This is a genomic window from Streptomyces sp. NPDC053432 (assembly GCF_055585365.1).
Window position 1 is genome coordinate 12,716 of record NZ_JBVJKF010000037.1, and the last position, 15,240, is coordinate 27,955.

Sequence of the window (15,240 nt, forward strand, 5' to 3'; positions counted from 1 at the left end):
CTGTCGCCACAGGGATTCAGGGGCCGGCTGTGGAGGCAATCGCTGCTTTCCAGCCTCTCAAGTCTTCCCGCGGCAGCTCGCCAGGGGAGAACAAACGAGCGGACTCGCGGTTGGTCGCGACGGATCCGTCTGGGAAGCGGTGCAGGTAACCACGGGCGGCAAGCCGCGCCGCGAGGTTTTCAAGTCCGACCTGTGAGCGGTCGGGCACCCAGGCCAGCGCCATGAGGATCGCGGTGTTGTCTGTTTGGTCGAGCAATTCGGGGTCTTCCTGGCCGATGGCCACTTCGTAGAGTGCACCGAGTTCTTCGGGGTGGTGGCGGAAGAGTGCCGAGAGCACGGAACGGCGCATGCCGAGGATGAGTCCGGCTAGGTCACCGACACGCAGCGGCTGGTAGTGCCAACGGTCATTCGCGGGGATGTCGTGCCGGTTCGGCATGGGGCCGTGAAGGCGGTTGAACTGCTGTTGTGCGTCGCGCTCGCGGGTGCGGTGGGCAGTGCGGGCCTCGCCCAGGCGAGAACCCGTCACGTAGGTGCATGACTGCCCCATATGGCTGCTGCATGTGGGGCAGACGACCGTCATCGGCTGGCCGGGTTGCACTTCACTCCAAGCGGTTGGGATCAACGAACGAAATATGTTCAGTCGGTGTCAGTGCCAGGCTGGCCGTCGAAGACGGCCTCCACGCGGTATGGCCGCAGGAACGCGGCGTCACGCACGATGTCGAACGGGCGAAGCTCGGCTTCGACGTGGTCAAGTCCGCCCGGCGCGTCGTGGACGGAGCAGTGTTGGGCGAGCCAGCGGTCGGCAGCTCGTGTACGTCTGGCTCCGTTCACGTCGGGGCTTGCCAGGTTTTGTTCTGCCCATGGTGGTTCTCCTGATCCTGGGTGGTGGGTCGGCGCTGAGCCGTGCAGCACGCGCAGTCACAGGTCCGGATCGTGTCGACCTGCAGCCAGCGCAGTCACATATCAGGGGGCGGTCTCGTAGACGACGGTGGTGGTGGGGCAGTCCTCGGCGAGCCCGAGCAGGGCCTGGCGCTCGGCCTCGTCGATGGCCAGGTCCCAACGCAGTTTCGTGCCGACCCATGTCGCGGCGTAGGTGCAGTGGTAGGAGCCGTCCGATGGCAGCCACTCGGCCGGGTCCCTGTCGCTCTTGCTCCTGTTGGAGGCGGCGGAGACCGCAATCAGCGTGTCCGGAGCCCCTTGGTCGTTCGCGTACGCCTCCCGACGTGCTGCGGTCCAGGGCGTCTGCTCAGCTGGCGGAGAGCGTCATTCGAAGCGTGCGGTATTCCCCCGACGGCGGTACGACTCCCCTGGGCGGCGAAGTCGGTGTCCGGGACGGCCGGGAGCGCACAAGGCGTGGGGGTCCTAAGTCGACTCGAAGCTCGCGGGACGATTCAATGCCTGGGTGGTGAACTGGGCACAGATGTACGACTGTCAGTTTGACGTAGATCGCGTCCCTGAGCTTCTCGCTCGGGTAGAGCGTGAGTACGACTCCGAAGCGTGGACGGAGCTGGGACACCGGCTGATCCTTGAGCGTGACCTGGTGTCGCCCGCCAGCATCGCTGCCCTGCCCTGGCTGGTACGCCTCGATCCGGGGAGCAGCGAGGCACGCCACCTGGCAGGCGAGATCATGGAGCGTGCGGCAAGCCACCATGGCAGCGACGAACTGCTGGATGAGAGCGCCGACGTGATCGCCAAGTTCGGCGTTCTCCTGGACCGGCACCTGCAGTCGCGGCCATCCGACTACCTGGTCACCTTCCGCGCACTGCTCGCGGTCGAGGAGCAGTACCACTGGGCCAACGTCCTGGGGGACTTCGCGGACGACTTCTACGACCTGCAGTGCCCTCACTGCGGTGTGGAGGTGACCGTTGCCATAGGCGACTACGGGCGCTACTCGGCGATCCGGGACTGGAACCTGGGCGACGTGGACCGGCGTGATTTGCGGCCGAGGCCGGGCGGGGAGCTCACGGGCATCGGCCGGTGGATGTACGGGATTGCTGTCCGCGATGGGGAAGTCGCACTCGCTGAGGGAATCGCGCATCTCTTCGGCAAGGCCGAGTGTCCGAGGTGTGCCAGCGTCTTTACCATCGCGGACGAGTATGAGGCTGCCAACTGCCCAGGCCGGCGCTAGCGTCCTTGCGGCATTGCTTCTGCGCGCTCACCGGAACTGGCTGAAGCGGCTTCTCCTCTCACGCCGCCTGCGAGACCTATATGACCAGGCCAGCAACGATCACGGCCCGGACGGTGGGCGTCTGTCCGCGAGTCCGCGCTGGCGCGCCTGGAGGTAGGCGGTCCAGTCGGTGGTGGCTCGCCGGCGCCAGTGGGCGGCGGTGACGGGGTGGAGGCCGAGCATCGGACCGAGGACCGCCGGGGGAAGATCCTGGGCTAGGGCGACGAGGGCGGTGGCCCGGGCGGGCCGGTTGGGGATCCGGTGGGCTGCCAGGCGGCGGCCGAGCACGGTGGCGGAGAGGTGCTGTCCGGGACTGCCTCCGGGAAACAGCCAGCCCCGAGAGGTGTTCGCCGCCCAGTTGGTGGGCGGTGGGCGGTTCGCGAAGTCGGCCAGCAGGCCGCCCAGGGGAGTGGGCAGGGGGATGGGGGTGCGGTCGAGGGTCAGGAAGGTGTCCTCGCCGGCGGTAGTCACGGCGTGGGTGGTCAGAGCGGTGATCCGGGTCAGGTGCTGGCCGAACAGGAGGAGGATCGATCCGGCTCCGCGGACTTCGAGCGGCAGGTCGGTATCGGTGAGGCACTGGTGGAGGAGTTCCCAGTGGGAGTCTTCGTCCATCGTGACCGGGTCCTTCTCCGGCCAGTGTGGGACGTCGAGGGTTCGGGCGTGCCCGCGTCGGGTGGCCCAGACGACGAAGTCGCGGATGGCGAAGCGGGTTCCAGGGTTCACCGCGAGCCAGGTGTCGACCTCGTGCTGGGTCACTTCCTGCAGGAGCAGCCCGCGCGCGGTCATCGCGCTCAGGAACTCGGCGGCTCGGTTGATGCGGGCGTAGGCGCCGCGGGCCCGGCCGAGGAACCCGCCGCCGCGCAGCCGCTCGTGGCGGCGGGCGCGCGGTAGCAGCGACCAGCGCACGTAGGAGTGGAGCAGGAGGGCGTGCTCAGGGTGGCGGGCGGCAACGCGTTGGAGGTGGCGCTCAATCCGGGCGGACAGCTCGTCCCGCTCGGGCAGTACCTGGTAGGTGGTGAGGAGGCCGCGCAGGTACTCCGTAGTCCGGGCGGCGGACTGGCTGGCGTTCTGCAAGGGCAGGATGATCGCCGAGAACGACCCGGTCGAGCAGGAGAAGGCGGTGAAGCTGACGTCTTTGCTGGCCAACTGCGTGATCTTCCATACGACCCTCGACCTCATGGAGGTCGTACGCGAGCTCCAGACGGAGGGTTGGCAGATCACCGGTGATAACCTGGCCGCGATCAGCCCGTACCTGACCGACCAAATCGTGAGGTTCGGGTTCGTACGCCACCACTGAGCTGACCGCGCGCCCGGACGCCTTCCACCCGCACTTGCACGTCGGCTTCGATGCGCAGGAGGAAAAGTCGGCCGTATCCCGCCCAATCGGGTGAACACCCCCGACGGCATCGCGGCGGCCCGCTGGTTCCAGGCCAGTGACGCCGGTCAGAGGGGAGGACCGGAGTGGAGGATCCGCTGGAAGAACCGGTGGTCTCGCCATGCACCGTTGATGTGCAGGTACTCCGGTGCGGTTCCGTATTGGTGGAAGCCGGCCTTCTTCAGAACCCGCTGCGATGCCAGGTTGTGTAGCTGCGTGCCCGCCTCCAAGCGGTGCAGGGCGAAGTCCCAGCGAGCGCAGAGACAGGCGGCTTCGACAGCCGCTGTAGCAAGACCGCGGCCGGCCCACTCGCTGTCGGTCCAGTAGCCGAGGCTTGCACTGCGCAGGGGCCCCAGAGTGATCTTGGAGAGAGAGATCCCGCCGACGATCCTGCCGGTCTTCACCTCGACGAGCACCCAGGGCATGAACGTGCCTGCCCGGCGCTGTGCAAGCTGCTCCTTGATGCAGGACCGCTGCCCGACTTCGGTGTAGTACTCCTCCGACCGGTCCGGCTCCCATGGCTGCAGGTAGCTGCGGTTTCGCAGCAGCGCCTGAGACAGGGAGCCGGCGTCTTCGAGAGTGGTCGGTCTCATTTCCACGCCGAGTTCCAGCAGCGTGGGAGTCGGCGCCGTCATGAGGTGGAGCAGGCGTGTGCCACCGGCTTTGCCGGCCGCAGGTATTCGTCGAGGGACCGCCCGCAGCGCACGCGGAACCGTGCGACGGGTTGTGCGCGGTCGAGGTCGAGGACGATGGTCCGCTCCTCGGTCCAGCCCTGGAGCCGGAACTCGGCGTTCCCGATATGCACGAGTCCGAAGCGGGGTTCACCCGCGATGCAGAGCGTGAGCCGTCCCTCCCGTACCTCGACGGAGCCCGGCAGGCTGTCGTCGGGGTCGGCTCCGGAGTCGTCTGACCAGTCGGGGAAGTTCGCGGGGATGTCGACCTGACAACACAGTGCCAGCTGTTCGAAGGGCTGCAGGGGGATGGGCTCCCTGGCCATGAGGACATCGCTCCAGGGCAGCTCGTCGAGGAAACCGGCCGGGAAGAGCGCCATGAGTTCCGGAGTCGGGACGGTATCCACCACGAGGTGGATCCGTCGTTTTGCGCCCCGGTTCCTGGCTACGTGGAGCCGGTCGAAGTCTGCGTACCAGAGGCGGCCCGCCTCCCAATGGTACGTCTGGCCGTCCACGGTGAGCTCGGCGCCGGGCTCGGTCACGATGGGGATGTGCAGGCGCAGGAACCCCCAAGGGAAGTTGGTGTGCCCGTCGCTGTGCTCGTGGGTCTCCGCGCCGGGCCCGAGCGCCATGAGACGCGCGCTGTGCAGTGGGGCGGGAACGGCGGCCAGGACCTCGGCGTGATAAGGGCACCGGTCGAGCACAGGGGTGTCGAGGTGGTCCTCGAGTCCGGCGCCGCCGGGGTCGGTGCGCCGGACGTTTCCTGTAGGGCCTCGAAGAGGAATGATCTTCCAGTCGAAGGTGTCCTCCTCGCCCAGTCCGTTCTGGTGGACCGGGCGGTTCGGGCGCCACGTGAGGTCGGCGAGGCCCTTCACCTCGGCTGCGAGCCGTGCGGCGTCGAAACTGAGGCCGAGGGGGGCGGCGGGAGGGAGGTGATGCCATGTGGCGCCGGACGGGCGTTCCAACGGAGAGGACACGGGGGAGCCCTACCCTTCGGTAGATGGAGCTGACTGGTGGGAGGCCGGAGTGTCGGCGGCCTCAGCTGCCTCTGGACCTGCCTTGGACGGGGTGATGTGCCAGGGTCGGTGTCGGCCGATGAGGGCAGCCACCGCCAACGCGGCGATTCCGGCGCTCGTGAACACCCAGGGCATGGGCATCCAGTCGGCCATGAGCCCTCCGACTGCCAGGCCGACTCCCTGGGTGGCGATCGAGCCGGTTCCCGTGAGCGTCATCGCACGGCCTCTCAGCCCTGCGGGCACACGTTCCACGTACATCTGGTCAAGCGGAAGCGCGAAGGCTGATCCGGCACCGCTGACGAGCAGCAGGGCCAGTGCCAGAGGCAGCGAGGGGGAGACGGCGAAGAGGAGCAGGGGGGCGCCCGCGAGGAGGAGGAGCGCGGGTACCCACCGGCTTCGCTCCTGAGGTCCCAGGAATCGGGCGACGGCCGCTTCGCCGATGACGGTGCCGACCGCGGGGAAGGCCAGGAGGAACCCGACGCTCTCGGGTCCGCCACCGAGCTCGGCGGCATACGGCGCTGCGAGCCCCTCCGGCAGGACGATGAGGGCGGTTGGTATCCACTGGAGAAGCAGGAGCCGTCGCAGGACCGGATCGTTGAGGATGGATCGGTTGCCGCGGAATGTCTCGCGGATGATGCCCGATTCGCGGTGGGTGCCGCTGGCGGTTGCCGGCCTCGGCCGGACAAACATCGGCACCATCGTGAGGGAGAACGCAAACGTCGCCGCGTCGACGAACAGCGTCGCCCTAGGCGTCAGGATGAGCAGTAGGGCTCCACCCAGACCGAAGCCGATTATCTGCCCGATTTGGATGGTTCCCGAGAACATCGACCTGGCGAGCGGGTACCCGTTCATGCCGATGATATCGGGGAGCATCACCTGTCTGGCGGCCCGGAACAAAGGGGACAGCGCCCCCGAGGCGGTCACCAGGATAAGAAGAACAGCGATGGGCATTCCGGGTACGGTCATGGCCAGGACACAGGCCATTCGGCTCGCGTCGCCGATCAGCATGAGCCGCCGAGCCGGAACCAGGTCCACGACGGCAGAAGCCAGGGCCGCCGTGAGGATCTGGGGCATGAAACCCAGCGCGAACGTAATGGCGGCCATCAAAGCGGAATTGGTGCGGTCGAAAACAAGGACAGCCAGGGCTACCTTCGTCAGCACGTCGCCGAGAATCGACACGGTATGTGCTGCAAAAAGGCCGCTGAATTCACGATTGCGCAGAAGCTTGCCGTATGTGACGGTTCCGTCCATCATTCCGCCCTGCCGGTCATGGGACATCCCGCCACTGTTCGGCCGGCCGTGGGGAGATCAGCCGTGTTACCGCTGTCCGACCTGATTGCGAGCCGCACCCGCAATCCGCTGGGTGAAAGACCGCGGGAGGGATCGGGTACAACCTTGGCGGCCGAGGAAGGCGCGAGATGGAAAGCGCGCGTAAGGAGAGCGGTCGCGAGCGTCATCTCGATCAGGCTCCACGACATTCCCATACAGATCAGAGGGCCCGCGCCGAACGGCATGTATGCGAACTGCGGGGCGACGCTGCCGGAGCCATCGGGCAACCAGCGGTCCGGGTCGAATGCCAGCGGGTCGGGGAACCATCGCGCGTCCCGCTGCATCACATACGCGGGGACCATCACCTTGGTACCGGACTCCAGCGTGTAGCCGCCCAGCACCGTCTCGTGCATTGCGTGGCGGGCGAACATCCAATTGGGCGGCCAGAGGCGGAGGGCCTCTCGGACCACCCTGGCGGTAAGGCTCAGCCGCTCGTAGTGATCATGCGTGATGGGCCCGGATGCCGGAAGCACCGCTGCTGCCTCGGCCGCGACCATTCTCTGGATCTCCGGATGCCGCGTCAGCTCGTGGACGATCCATCCGAACCCGGCTGCCGAGGTGTTCTCCGACGCGAGCAGGGTGGCCGCCAGAGTCTCGCGGATGACCGCATCGGGCAGTACGCCGTGCCGGGCAGTGGGCTGCATCAGCACATCCACGAGGTCACCGGTCGCGCGCTGACCCACGGTCCGTCGAAGGCCCATCGCCTCGCTGATGGCCTGCTCGAGCGCGCGGTTGGCTCGTACGACCCGGCGGTGACGCGGGAGCGGAAACCCGAGCGGCAGGGAAACGGAACTGCTGACGACCGGGGTCAGCGCATCGAAGAGGTCTCGCCCTAGGCCTGCCACCAGATGCGCGTTCTCACCGAGGCAGAGTACGGCTCCGACCCTGGCCGTGAGCGCGCGCATACGATCGACCACATCGATCTCGCCACTTCCCCAAGAGGAAATCCCGCCGTCCAGCTCTGCGGCGATCCCGGGGATCTTTGCCTGCATGGAGGAGGGGCGCATGTACCTCATGCGGGCAGCTCGTGATGAGGCCCACTGCTGCTTGGTCTCCGCATCGCCCTTTTGCTTACGGTGGAGGAAGTCGACCTCGGCGCCGAAATCAGTGTTCGTGCGTGTGAGCACCTCCCCGGCCAGTGCCGGGTCGGCTACGACGACTATGTTGCGGTCAAACGACCAGATCGCGCCAAACTTGTCTGACATCTGCACCATGAACCCGAGGCGGTCCTGGTCGTAAACGGGACCGTTGCCGGCGAGGCGCCCGCCAAGCGGACCTGGCGGTCGGTTCATCGGCTCCTCCATGATGTGCATTGCAGGGCCCTGAGCCGGGGCGAGATAGCGCCTCGCCCCGGCCCGAGGGATTACACGGATCGACCTCGGTGAGATCAGTACTTGTAGAAGCCGGCCACGGCCGTCATCTTCGTGCGGCGGGCGATCGCATACGAGACGGTCTTGAGCATGGCCATCGTTAGTACCTCTTTCATGAAGGTGGGTTCCGCACGGCGGACTTGTCGGCATTTGCCGCGTCCCGGAGAGAGCTCCTCCGGTAACTCCTTGTGCACTCTCAGACTGCCCCGGCGAGTCCTCCCCGTCCAGAGTGATCATGCTGCACTAAGCTGCGTGCAGGATCTTCCCTGGGGGGAAACAGTGGAAAATCGCACACTTGAGGACTTTGCCCGGTTGGGCAAAACGGAAATCGAAGTCTTCCGCTGGGCGGCACAAAATGGACATCTCGATATCAGTGAAGCTGCCCACGACCTCGCCTTGGATGTCGAGGAAGTGCAGCAGGCCGCGGCCTCACTAGGGACCCGGCACCTGCTCCGGCACCTGCCCGGAGACGCCGCAAATGAGCGGCTGGTGCCTGTCGCACCGGAGAGTGCGGCAGCGATCATGTTCACCACCGCCGAGGCCGCGCTACGCGGCCGGCTGGCCCGCATCCACGAACTGAAGGGTGACTTCGACGTCCTGGGTTTGCTCTACGCCGAGACCCAGCGCAGTCGGCGCAGGCATACGCCGATCCAAGAGGTGCACGGACTCGAATCCGCCACCGAGCTGCTCGAGAACGCGATTTCAGCCTGCCAAGTGGAAGTGCTGACCTGCGAACGCGGCAGGGACCTGCCGCCAGGGCGCACGGAGCAGGCCAACGAGCGCGATCTGGCCCTCGCCCGGCGTGGCATCCAGATGCGCACCCTCTACCAGCACTCCGCCCGCCACGAGGCAGCGACCCAGGACTACATCAGCCATCTCGCCTCGTCGGGTGGCCAGGTCCGCACCTTGCCCGAGCTGTTCGGCAGACTGGTCGTTGTCGACCGGAAGGTCGCGTTCATCCCCCGTGCCGACGAGCACGAGGGCGTGGTCGTCGTCCAGGACCTCTCCACCGTCAGCTACCTGTGCGCAGTCTTCGAACACTCGTGGGTGCAGGCCACACCCCTCAACCCCGGGCACTTCGGAACACCCGTCATCAAGACGGAGGCCGCGCAGGCGATCGTGCGACTACTCACGGAGGGCATGAAGGACGAGATGATCGCCAGACGACTCGGCATGTCCTTGCGAACCTGCCGCAAGCACATCGCAGACGTCATGGAGAGCTTCCGCGCTGAGAGCCGATTCCAGCTCGGATACCTGATCCGGGCGCGGCTGGGCGACCCAAAACGCGCCAAGAGCGGAACGATCGACGTCGTTGTTGCTGCGGCCCTGTCCTCGGACAACCAAGAACAGTGATCACGAACCGCAACTGAACTGGTTGTCGGCGTACTTCGCTCAGCCGTACTTCCCCCTCGAGGGAGCAGGGCTGATTCAAAGTCGATGCCGACTTCATCGCTGCTGGTCAGGAGCTTGTACTTCGTGGCCGCACAACTGCAACCTGACGTGAGTCATACACGTCCAAGCCCTCGGGACACTGGCTGACCTGCCCCGACGCCGACTCGACCGTGGGCTCGCACTGAAAGTCGGTCGTACCCACCACGACTTTGAATCAGCCCTGCTCGAGGAAGGAGGAAGTACAACTCCGGCTACCCGTCCGCCGACCTGATCACCAAGGCCTTGAAGCAGGGCATCCGCCCCGAGGTTGCCGAACTCATCCAGCGCACGTGCACCGAACTGCCCGCCGCAGCCTAATTCCGGCGGACGACCGTTGGACCACACCGCACGGCGGGTGTCCGTGACGCTGCCACCAGCTTCGTGAGCATGGTCCGCCGCAGTCACTCTTTCCTCGTCGCCATGGCGATCCGGTCGGCGTAGGTGCGGTACGCCTTGCGCCCGGCCGGGGCGGAGCCGTCGCCGGCGAGGGCGGCGCACTGCTTCAGTGCCTGATTGAGATCCCTGGCCGAAGGGTTCGCGGGTCGCGATGCTGAGGTCATGGCCGTTGGTGAGGTGGACCGCAGGTACTGCCGGGAGTGTGGGGTGCTGCTGCCGCCCACGAAATCGGCGGCAGCAGTCTTCTGTTCGGGTCGTTGCAGGTCACGCCGGTGGCGGGCCCTGGAGCATGCCCGGCAGGGAGTGGCAGCCATGCAACGCGGAACCAGCGCGGTGTGTCCGGTGTGCGGTCGTGAGTGGACGGCAGGCGTGGAGCTTCGCCGGTCGGCGGTGTTCTGTTCGCCGCGGTGTCGGACGCGGGCATGGCGTGAGCGGGCGTCACGGGATTCCGTCACGGTGACGGCATAGCCGAACGCCCGCGGGTGCCTCAGGTGCCCCGCTTGTTCGGTACGGGGTCGAACAACCGGTCGAGCTGCGCCTCGGGCGCCCCCGGTTCGCGCCTGCCACGACGACGAGACGGGTATCCGCGTCGATGACGACCTGGTGGGCGGTGGAGTACCGATAGTTCTTTGACTGCTCCGCCACGCATTGGTCGCGGGTGGGAACCAGCGTGCCGTCCACGATGAGCACGTGCCCTTGGCGAACCGCTTGCGGGGCTGGAGCGCGAGCATCGGCCCGAGGTGGTCGATGATGCGGTCCGCCGCCGACTTCGAGACCCCGAATAGCGGAGCGAGCTGCCGCATCGTCAAGTTCGTGCGCCAGTACGCGGCCACCAGCAGGGCCCGGTCCTCAGAGGCAGCCTCCACGGCCGGCCCCTGCGGACCGCATCCGCGCCCTCGCGCCACAAAACGGTCACCAGCTTGCCGAACTGGCGCGGGCTCAGCCCTGTAAACGGGGCTATCCAGACAGACTCCGATGCCGTAATCACACAGGCCATATCAAGATCATTTCATGCGGCGACCCAGCAGCTCGGCTCGCCTCTCAGCTTCCGCTGAGCGGAGACTCCCACGTGGGATGGTGCAGGGATCTTCTCGTGAGGTGGGCCAGCAAGTGCTCCGCCGTGTTGGAGGCAGTGTCTTGCGGCGCGCCGACCACCGCCAGGGCGGAGGTGAGTCTGGCCGGCGCCTCTTCTGGCACATCCGGGTCGGTAAGAAGCGGAAGTACCAGCAGGAGGCGGGCTGCCGTGTCCTGGACACCTTCGGCACCGGAGGAGGGGCTGCCGGCGATGCGGACCAGTTCGCGCCACGTCAGCCCAGCACCCCTGAAATCTCCGTCCCAACTCGCGATCTGCTGGACGTAGCTCCTGCCGGGATGGGTGAGGAGATAGTCGGTGCCGTAGTCGCCTTCCAGGTTGCGGTAGACCGCCACCGCTCCGGGGCCGGTTTCGGTCGGCACCCGAAACACTGGCCAGCGTTCGGGATCGAAGAGGACCTCGGACAGGGCATCGGCATCGGCGCCGTCGTCGCCGAACCACTCCGGAACGGGCCGCTCGGCACACCCCCCGTCGCTGCACATCGCCAGAAGGTAGTTCGACCAGAAGCCCGGGCGGGCCAGCAGTGACTCGCCCGCCATCAACGCGTCGGCGTCGTATCCTTGATCAGCACCCCTCGAGCCTGTCACCAGCCACTGACACGGTCCGCTCCGGGATCGGCAAGGGGGCGCCGCCCAGTTACGGGACAGGTCTTAGGGCTTGCAGATCATTAACACGTCGTCTTGATCTTGTTGCTGGGCTCGTCGGTCAGGGTGAGGACCCGTGCTTGGAGGGCGTCGAGAGCTGCTGGCGGGGTCGTCGTTGGCGGGATGGAGATGCCGTGGGCTTTGAGTAGTCGCCGGTTCTTCAGGAGGGTGCGGTGCATGGCGGTGCGGCTGCTGCCGAACAGTACCGCCAGAGGCTCAGCGGCCAGGGCGGCCCGCAGGTGGAGCACGGTGGCCAGAACTTGCTCGGGGAACGACAGCCGGGGCGGTCGACCACGCTGGAGGCCGCCGACCGGTGCCAGCATTGCTGTGAGGCGGTCCAGTTGCCGGTGGGTCATGCCGGTCAGCTCAGGATCGGACAGCAGCGCCTGGTCCCACTGCCTGGTCGGTGCCGGCTGAGCCCGGGCCGCCGGGACGGGCGGGGCGGGGCGGGCATGCAGGGCATAGTTCCAGTCGCCATGAAAGGTGTGCCGGGTCAGTGGCAGGGCGGCCATCTCCGCGTCCCCGATCTTGACGCCGGTGGGATAGGTGTTGGTGTCCAGTTGGGCGGTCACACGCAGCCCGGTGCGGGTCCTGGTCGCGGCGATGGTCTGGACGATGACCTCGTGGCTGGCAAGCGGGCGGCCGCGCCAGTTCATGGTGATGTGGGAGAAGAGGCGATGCTCGATCTTGTTCCACTTCGATGTTCCGGGCGGCAGGTGGCACACGCTGATCGTGAGCCCGGTTTCTGCGGCGAGGCGGGCGAGCTCGAGTTTCCAGGCCCGGGTCCGGTAGCCGTTCGAGCCGCCCGCGTCCGCGGTGATCAGCAGCCGGGTCGCCCGCGGGTAGGCAGCCTGGCCCTGACCGTGCCACCAGCGGCGGATCGATTCCACCGCGAACGCGGCGGTGTCGTGGTCGGTGCCGACATTGACCCAGCCGGTGTTCGCGGCCAGGTCGTAGACCCCATAGGGGACGGCCTTGCCCAGCAGGGGGTCGGCGAAGTCGTGGATGTGGACCGGCACCGGATCGCCGGCCGGACGCCACTGCCGGCCGGCGTTCTTGAAGTCTCCGACGAGTTCCTTCTTCTTGGTGTCCACGCTGATCACCGGCTGGCCGGCGTCCCGATGCTCGCGTGCCCGCTCGTTGAGATAGCGGAACTGGGCGTCGCGGTCAGGATGCCCGACGCCCTCCAGGGTCTTGGCGTTGGCCTGCAGACTGAAACCCTCCTCCCGCAGCAGGCCCGCGACGGTGTCCGCGCCGACCTTGTGACCGGCCCGGGTCAGCTCCCGCGCGAGGCTACGGGTGGACTTCACCGTCCACCGCAGCGGCGACATCGGATCCCCGCGCTCGTCCGGCTCCACCAAGGCCAGCAGCGCGGGCCGCAGCCCAGGGTCGAGGTCCGCGACCCGTTTGCGGCCACCGCCCGGCCGCCGGACCCGCCCCAGGGGCTCCTCACCCGCCTCGAGCTCGAACACGCCCTTGCGGACCGTCGTCTCACTCACCTCAGCCGCCCGAGCGACGACCCGGACGCCGCCATGCCCCAGCACACGAGCCTCTGCAGCCATCAGCAGACGCCGCTGCCGCTCATCCAGGTGCGGGAACAACACCGCAAACTTGACAGCGAGTTGGGTACGGATCTCATCCGGGATGCGCATACCACACCAACGAGCCTCAGACCGGGAAGCAACACCTTGATTCCCGGCAAGTCCTTAGGTACTGGTTTGCGCGATCCTAATGCGGTCAAGGTTGAACTGGGTTCGTTCAAAATAACGGGACGAGTCCTCGCGGCATCAGACAAGGGAATTCAAGTGCAGTTCACGGTGACGGAGACTCAGGATTTCACCTCCGCTGCCCACCTGATCACGGGATATGACTCTGAGCCGGGACCCATTGCCCACGCGCTTGACCGCAAGGGGTTTTTTGGACTCATGGGGCCGAAGAATCATGTGGTCACCTGGCGTGAGGAGTTGAGGTACTGATGGGCCTGGCTGCTATCGGCCGCTGGTGGCGCACCGTCCTTGAGGTTCTGGTGTGCCTCATAGCCGTGACCTGTGCAGTGACGGGATGCGGCTTCGTCGACAGCCCTCCGCTCCAAGAAGCTCGCGACGTTCGGAGGGAGCAGCTGGTGGGATCCTGGCACGACGACCACGGGGCGGTTTTGACGCTTGAGGAGGATGGCACCTTCACTGCTGAGAAGTTGCATACGTCCTTCACTCAAGGCGAAGGCGTCAAGGTGCTAGGCAAGGAACTTGTCGAAGGTCGAGGAAGTTGGACTTCCGGTGACTACGGCTCCGGTCCTGAACTCGACATCCGCTTCACCGGCGGTGGAGGCGCCACCTTGAAGATAGTGGAGCAGGACAGGGAGCGGGTCCTGTCCGCCTGGATCGGCGACGGTGACAGTGCGCTTCTTACGAGGAGACACGCCCCAGGTTCATAGGGGTTAACCAGCCAACGGCTTCCGAGTCGGATGTGAAGGTGCTGGTTACTCAGAGTCCCTGCTTCGCCCCGCCGATGGGTCGTCGGCGGGGCGAACAGCTGGTAAAGACGTGGTTGTGCGAGGTGGCGCCCTACCTCATTGAGCACTTTCATGTGTACGTCGACACTCCTGGCTCCAGCGCAGTTCGTTCACCGCTTCTGCCGCTTCCCTGCGGACTTCGGGGTGGGGGTGGTGAAGGAACCGCTCGACGATCGGCAGTGCCGCCGGGTCGTGGGTCGAACCGAGGATTGCCAGGACGTAGTCCAGGAGCATGGGTTCGAAGCCATCCGCACCGACGGCGAGCGGCTCCACCACCCGGTAGGGAAGTTCGTAGTGCGTGGAGGCGGTGCAGGCTGCGTGCAGCGCGGACTCCCGCACCGGGTAGCCTTCATCAGAAAGCGCGACCGTGACGAGGCGCTCGACGGCCCGCTCGGCGTCAGCCGGCATCAGGCGGCCCGTCTCCAACACGTCGCTGACGACATCGAGGCAGAGGTCCCGGCGGCCCGCATCGGAGCCGTTCAGCTCCTCCCAGGCCAATTCGATCAATGCAGTCAGTCCCTGGTAGCCGTCCACGGCCAGAGCTTAGGAGACGGTGTCAGGTCTAAGGGCTGTCCGAGCAGATCTCATCAGGAGGCATACGCGGTGTTGACGTTGGACGAGGCGGTTGTTCAGCTTGACGACAGGTCCTCGGCCAAACGCCGTGCGGCTGCGAAACGACTGCGCAGACTTGCTGCCACGACGGCCGGCCCGCCACTGCTGGGCGCCCTCCAGCGCGAGGTTCGCGACCCGCGGACGTGGGAAACTCAGTATCAGATGGTCATGGCTCTGGGAGCGTGTGATCACCGGCCAGCGGTCCCGTTCCTGAGCGATCTGGCTCAGCGGTCCCTGGATGCCACGATGGTGTATGTCGCCCTTGGAGACTCGATCGTGCGCCTGCGCGGCGCCGAAGAGGGAACCTCAGCCCCTGTTCAATGGTGCCTGGACAGTGGAACGCCCATGCTTGCCGACGGAGCCCTCCGCGCTGTCGCCATGCTGCGCTCGGTGCCGGACCCGGAGACGGTCGACTACATTCTCGACCTTCTTGCACCACTGCAGCCTCACGATGGACTGCGCTTCTGGGCTGCAGCGGCCGCAGCCGGATGGCCAGGTGAGCGGGTGCGGGCATTTTTGCAGAGGTGTGCGGAGGGCCCGCGAGCAGACGTGGCTGATGCAGCGGCCTCGTCGCTGCAAGGCAAGTACCAGGACCATCGGCCGCTCTAGCCTGGCCGAAAGACC

16 protein-coding genes and 2 pseudogenes are annotated in these 15,240 nt (G+C 66.6%); 6 read left to right on the forward strand and 12 right to left on the reverse strand.

The window, feature by feature from the left end; all coding sequences use genetic code 11:
• Window positions 1-16: 16 nt before the first annotated feature.
• Together ACZ6Y1_RS36045 and ACZ6Y1_RS36050 are read right to left on the reverse strand one after the other, a co-directional pair.
• Window positions 17-622 carry a zinc finger domain-containing protein gene (locus tag ACZ6Y1_RS36045; protein ID WP_469640121.1) on the reverse strand — a complete coding sequence of 202 codons (606 nt, stop codon included), beginning with the start codon at window positions 620-622 and terminating at the stop codon, window positions 17-19.
• A gap of 341 nt (window positions 623-963) precedes the next feature.
• A pseudogene (locus ACZ6Y1_RS36050) lies at window positions 964-1,236 on the reverse strand (HNH endonuclease); the annotation flags it as partial.
• 166 nt (window positions 1,237-1,402) lie between these two features.
• Between ACZ6Y1_RS36050 and ACZ6Y1_RS36055 the strand changes: the two are divergent.
• Window positions 1,403-2,128, forward strand: a complete 726-nt coding sequence (locus ACZ6Y1_RS36055; RefSeq protein ID WP_469640123.1) for a hypothetical protein — start codon at window positions 1,403-1,405, stop codon at window positions 2,126-2,128.
• 99 nt (window positions 2,129-2,227) lie between these two features.
• On the opposite strand, the gene ACZ6Y1_RS36060 is transcribed toward ACZ6Y1_RS36055, so the two are convergent.
• On the reverse strand, window positions 2,228-3,241 hold the full coding sequence (locus tag ACZ6Y1_RS36060) for a hypothetical protein (protein ID WP_469640125.1): 1,014 nt from the start codon (window positions 3,239-3,241) through the stop codon (window positions 2,228-2,230).
• Window positions 3,242-3,248: 7 nt separating this feature from the next.
• Here ACZ6Y1_RS36060 and ACZ6Y1_RS36065 point away from each other — a divergent pair, with 7 nt between their 5' ends.
• Window positions 3,249-3,464 (forward strand): Tn3 family transposase, encoded by a 216-nt coding sequence (locus ACZ6Y1_RS36065; RefSeq protein WP_469640127.1) that lies wholly within the window; start codon window positions 3,249-3,251, stop codon window positions 3,462-3,464.
• Between the two features lie 146 nt (window positions 3,465-3,610).
• Here ACZ6Y1_RS36065 and ACZ6Y1_RS36070 read toward each other — a convergent pair whose 3' ends face one another.
• From ACZ6Y1_RS36070 to ACZ6Y1_RS36085, 4 genes are read right to left on the reverse strand one after another with little or no spacing between them, the layout of a single operon-like run.
• Window positions 3,611-4,177: a GNAT family N-acetyltransferase gene (locus ACZ6Y1_RS36070; RefSeq protein WP_469640129.1), complete on the reverse strand. Its 567-nt coding sequence runs from the start codon at window positions 4,175-4,177 to the stop codon at window positions 3,611-3,613.
• Window positions 4,174-5,190 (reverse strand): aspartyl/asparaginyl beta-hydroxylase domain-containing protein, encoded by a 1,017-nt coding sequence (locus ACZ6Y1_RS36075; RefSeq protein WP_469640131.1) that lies wholly within the window; start codon window positions 5,188-5,190, stop codon window positions 4,174-4,176. The genes ACZ6Y1_RS36070 and ACZ6Y1_RS36075 overlap by 4 nt, the downstream gene beginning before the upstream one ends.
• A 9-nt stretch (window positions 5,191-5,199) precedes the next feature.
• Window positions 5,200-6,507, reverse strand: coding sequence for an MFS transporter (locus ACZ6Y1_RS36080; RefSeq protein WP_469640133.1), 1,308 nt, complete (start codon window positions 6,505-6,507; stop codon window positions 5,200-5,202).
• Window positions 6,480-7,862, reverse strand: a complete 1,383-nt coding sequence (locus tag ACZ6Y1_RS36085) for a cytochrome P450 (protein ID WP_469640135.1) — start codon at window positions 7,860-7,862, stop codon at window positions 6,480-6,482. Before ACZ6Y1_RS36085 ends, ACZ6Y1_RS36080 begins: the two co-directional genes overlap by 28 nt.
• Window positions 7,863-8,180: 318 nt before the next feature.
• On the opposite strand from ACZ6Y1_RS36085, the gene ACZ6Y1_RS36090 reads away from it, so the two are divergent.
• Window positions 8,181-9,281 (forward strand): LuxR C-terminal-related transcriptional regulator, encoded by a 1,101-nt coding sequence (locus ACZ6Y1_RS36090; RefSeq protein WP_469640137.1) that lies wholly within the window; start codon window positions 8,181-8,183, stop codon window positions 9,279-9,281.
• 479 nt (window positions 9,282-9,760) lie between these two features.
• On the opposite strand, the gene ACZ6Y1_RS36095 is transcribed toward ACZ6Y1_RS36090, so the two are convergent.
• The 4 genes and pseudogenes from ACZ6Y1_RS36095 to ACZ6Y1_RS36110 all read right to left on the reverse strand — a co-directional run bounded on the left by ACZ6Y1_RS36095 (window position 9,761) and on the right by ACZ6Y1_RS36110 (window position 13,144).
• Entirely contained in the window at window positions 9,761-9,919 is a 159-nt protein-coding gene (locus tag ACZ6Y1_RS36095; protein WP_469640139.1) for a hypothetical protein, read from the reverse strand.
• 319 nt (window positions 9,920-10,238) lie between these two features.
• A pseudogene (locus ACZ6Y1_RS36100) lies at window positions 10,239-10,752 on the reverse strand (transposase family protein); the annotation flags it as partial.
• Between the two features lie 44 nt (window positions 10,753-10,796).
• Window positions 10,797-11,387, reverse strand: coding sequence for a hypothetical protein (locus ACZ6Y1_RS36105; protein ID WP_469640165.1), 591 nt, complete (start codon window positions 11,385-11,387; stop codon window positions 10,797-10,799).
• A gap of 128 nt (window positions 11,388-11,515) precedes the next feature.
• Window positions 11,516-13,144 carry an ISAzo13 family transposase gene (locus tag ACZ6Y1_RS36110; protein ID WP_469640142.1) on the reverse strand — a complete coding sequence of 543 codons (1,629 nt, stop codon included), beginning with the start codon at window positions 13,142-13,144 and terminating at the stop codon, window positions 11,516-11,518.
• On the opposite strand from ACZ6Y1_RS36110, the gene ACZ6Y1_RS36115 reads away from it, so the two are divergent.
• Window positions 13,025-13,468, forward strand: a complete 444-nt coding sequence (locus tag ACZ6Y1_RS36115; protein WP_469640167.1) for a hypothetical protein — start codon at window positions 13,025-13,027, stop codon at window positions 13,466-13,468. The genes ACZ6Y1_RS36110 and ACZ6Y1_RS36115 overlap by 120 nt on opposite strands.
• The gene (locus ACZ6Y1_RS36120) at window positions 13,468-13,926 is read left to right on the forward strand and encodes a hypothetical protein (protein ID WP_469640144.1); all 459 of its coding nucleotides are present in this window, start codon (window positions 13,468-13,470) and stop codon (window positions 13,924-13,926) included. The genes ACZ6Y1_RS36115 and ACZ6Y1_RS36120 overlap by 1 nt, the downstream gene beginning before the upstream one ends.
• A 135-nt stretch (window positions 13,927-14,061) precedes the next feature.
• Here ACZ6Y1_RS36120 and ACZ6Y1_RS36125 read toward each other — a convergent pair whose 3' ends face one another.
• On the reverse strand, window positions 14,062-14,538 hold the full coding sequence (locus ACZ6Y1_RS36125; protein WP_469640146.1) for a HEAT repeat domain-containing protein: 477 nt from the start codon (window positions 14,536-14,538) through the stop codon (window positions 14,062-14,064).
• A gap of 69 nt (window positions 14,539-14,607) precedes the next feature.
• Here ACZ6Y1_RS36125 and ACZ6Y1_RS36130 point away from each other — a divergent pair, with 69 nt between their 5' ends.
• Window positions 14,608-15,225, forward strand: a complete 618-nt coding sequence (locus ACZ6Y1_RS36130; protein ID WP_469640148.1) for a HEAT repeat domain-containing protein — start codon at window positions 14,608-14,610, stop codon at window positions 15,223-15,225.
• Window positions 15,226-15,240 lie beyond the last annotated feature (15 nt).

Coding starts and splice junctions, on each gene's coding strand:
- ACZ6Y1_RS36065 (WP_469640127.1), top strand. CDS start 3,249: ATGATCGCCGAGAACGACCCGGTCGAGCAGGAGAAGGCGGTGAAGCTG.
- ACZ6Y1_RS36070 (WP_469640129.1), bottom strand. CDS start 4,177: ATGACGGCGCCGACTCCCACGCTGCTGGAACTCGGCGTGGAAATGAGA.
- ACZ6Y1_RS36080 (WP_469640133.1), bottom strand. CDS start 6,507: ATGTCCCATGACCGGCAGGGCGGAATGATGGACGGAACCGTCACATAC.
- ACZ6Y1_RS36085 (WP_469640135.1), bottom strand. CDS start 7,862: ATGGAGGAGCCGATGAACCGACCGCCAGGTCCGCTTGGCGGGCGCCTC.
- ACZ6Y1_RS36095 (WP_469640139.1), bottom strand. CDS start 9,919: ATGACCTCAGCATCGCGACCCGCGAACCCTTCGGCCAGGGATCTCAAT.
- ACZ6Y1_RS36105 (WP_469640165.1), bottom strand. CDS start 11,387: ATGGCGGGCGAGTCACTGCTGGCCCGCCCGGGCTTCTGGTCGAACTAC.
- ACZ6Y1_RS36115 (WP_469640167.1), top strand. CDS start 13,025: ATGCCCCAGCACACGAGCCTCTGCAGCCATCAGCAGACGCCGCTGCCG.
- ACZ6Y1_RS36110 (WP_469640142.1), bottom strand. CDS start 13,144: ATGCGCATCCCGGATGAGATCCGTACCCAACTCGCTGTCAAGTTTGCG.
- ACZ6Y1_RS36120 (WP_469640144.1), top strand. CDS start 13,468: ATGGGCCTGGCTGCTATCGGCCGCTGGTGGCGCACCGTCCTTGAGGTT.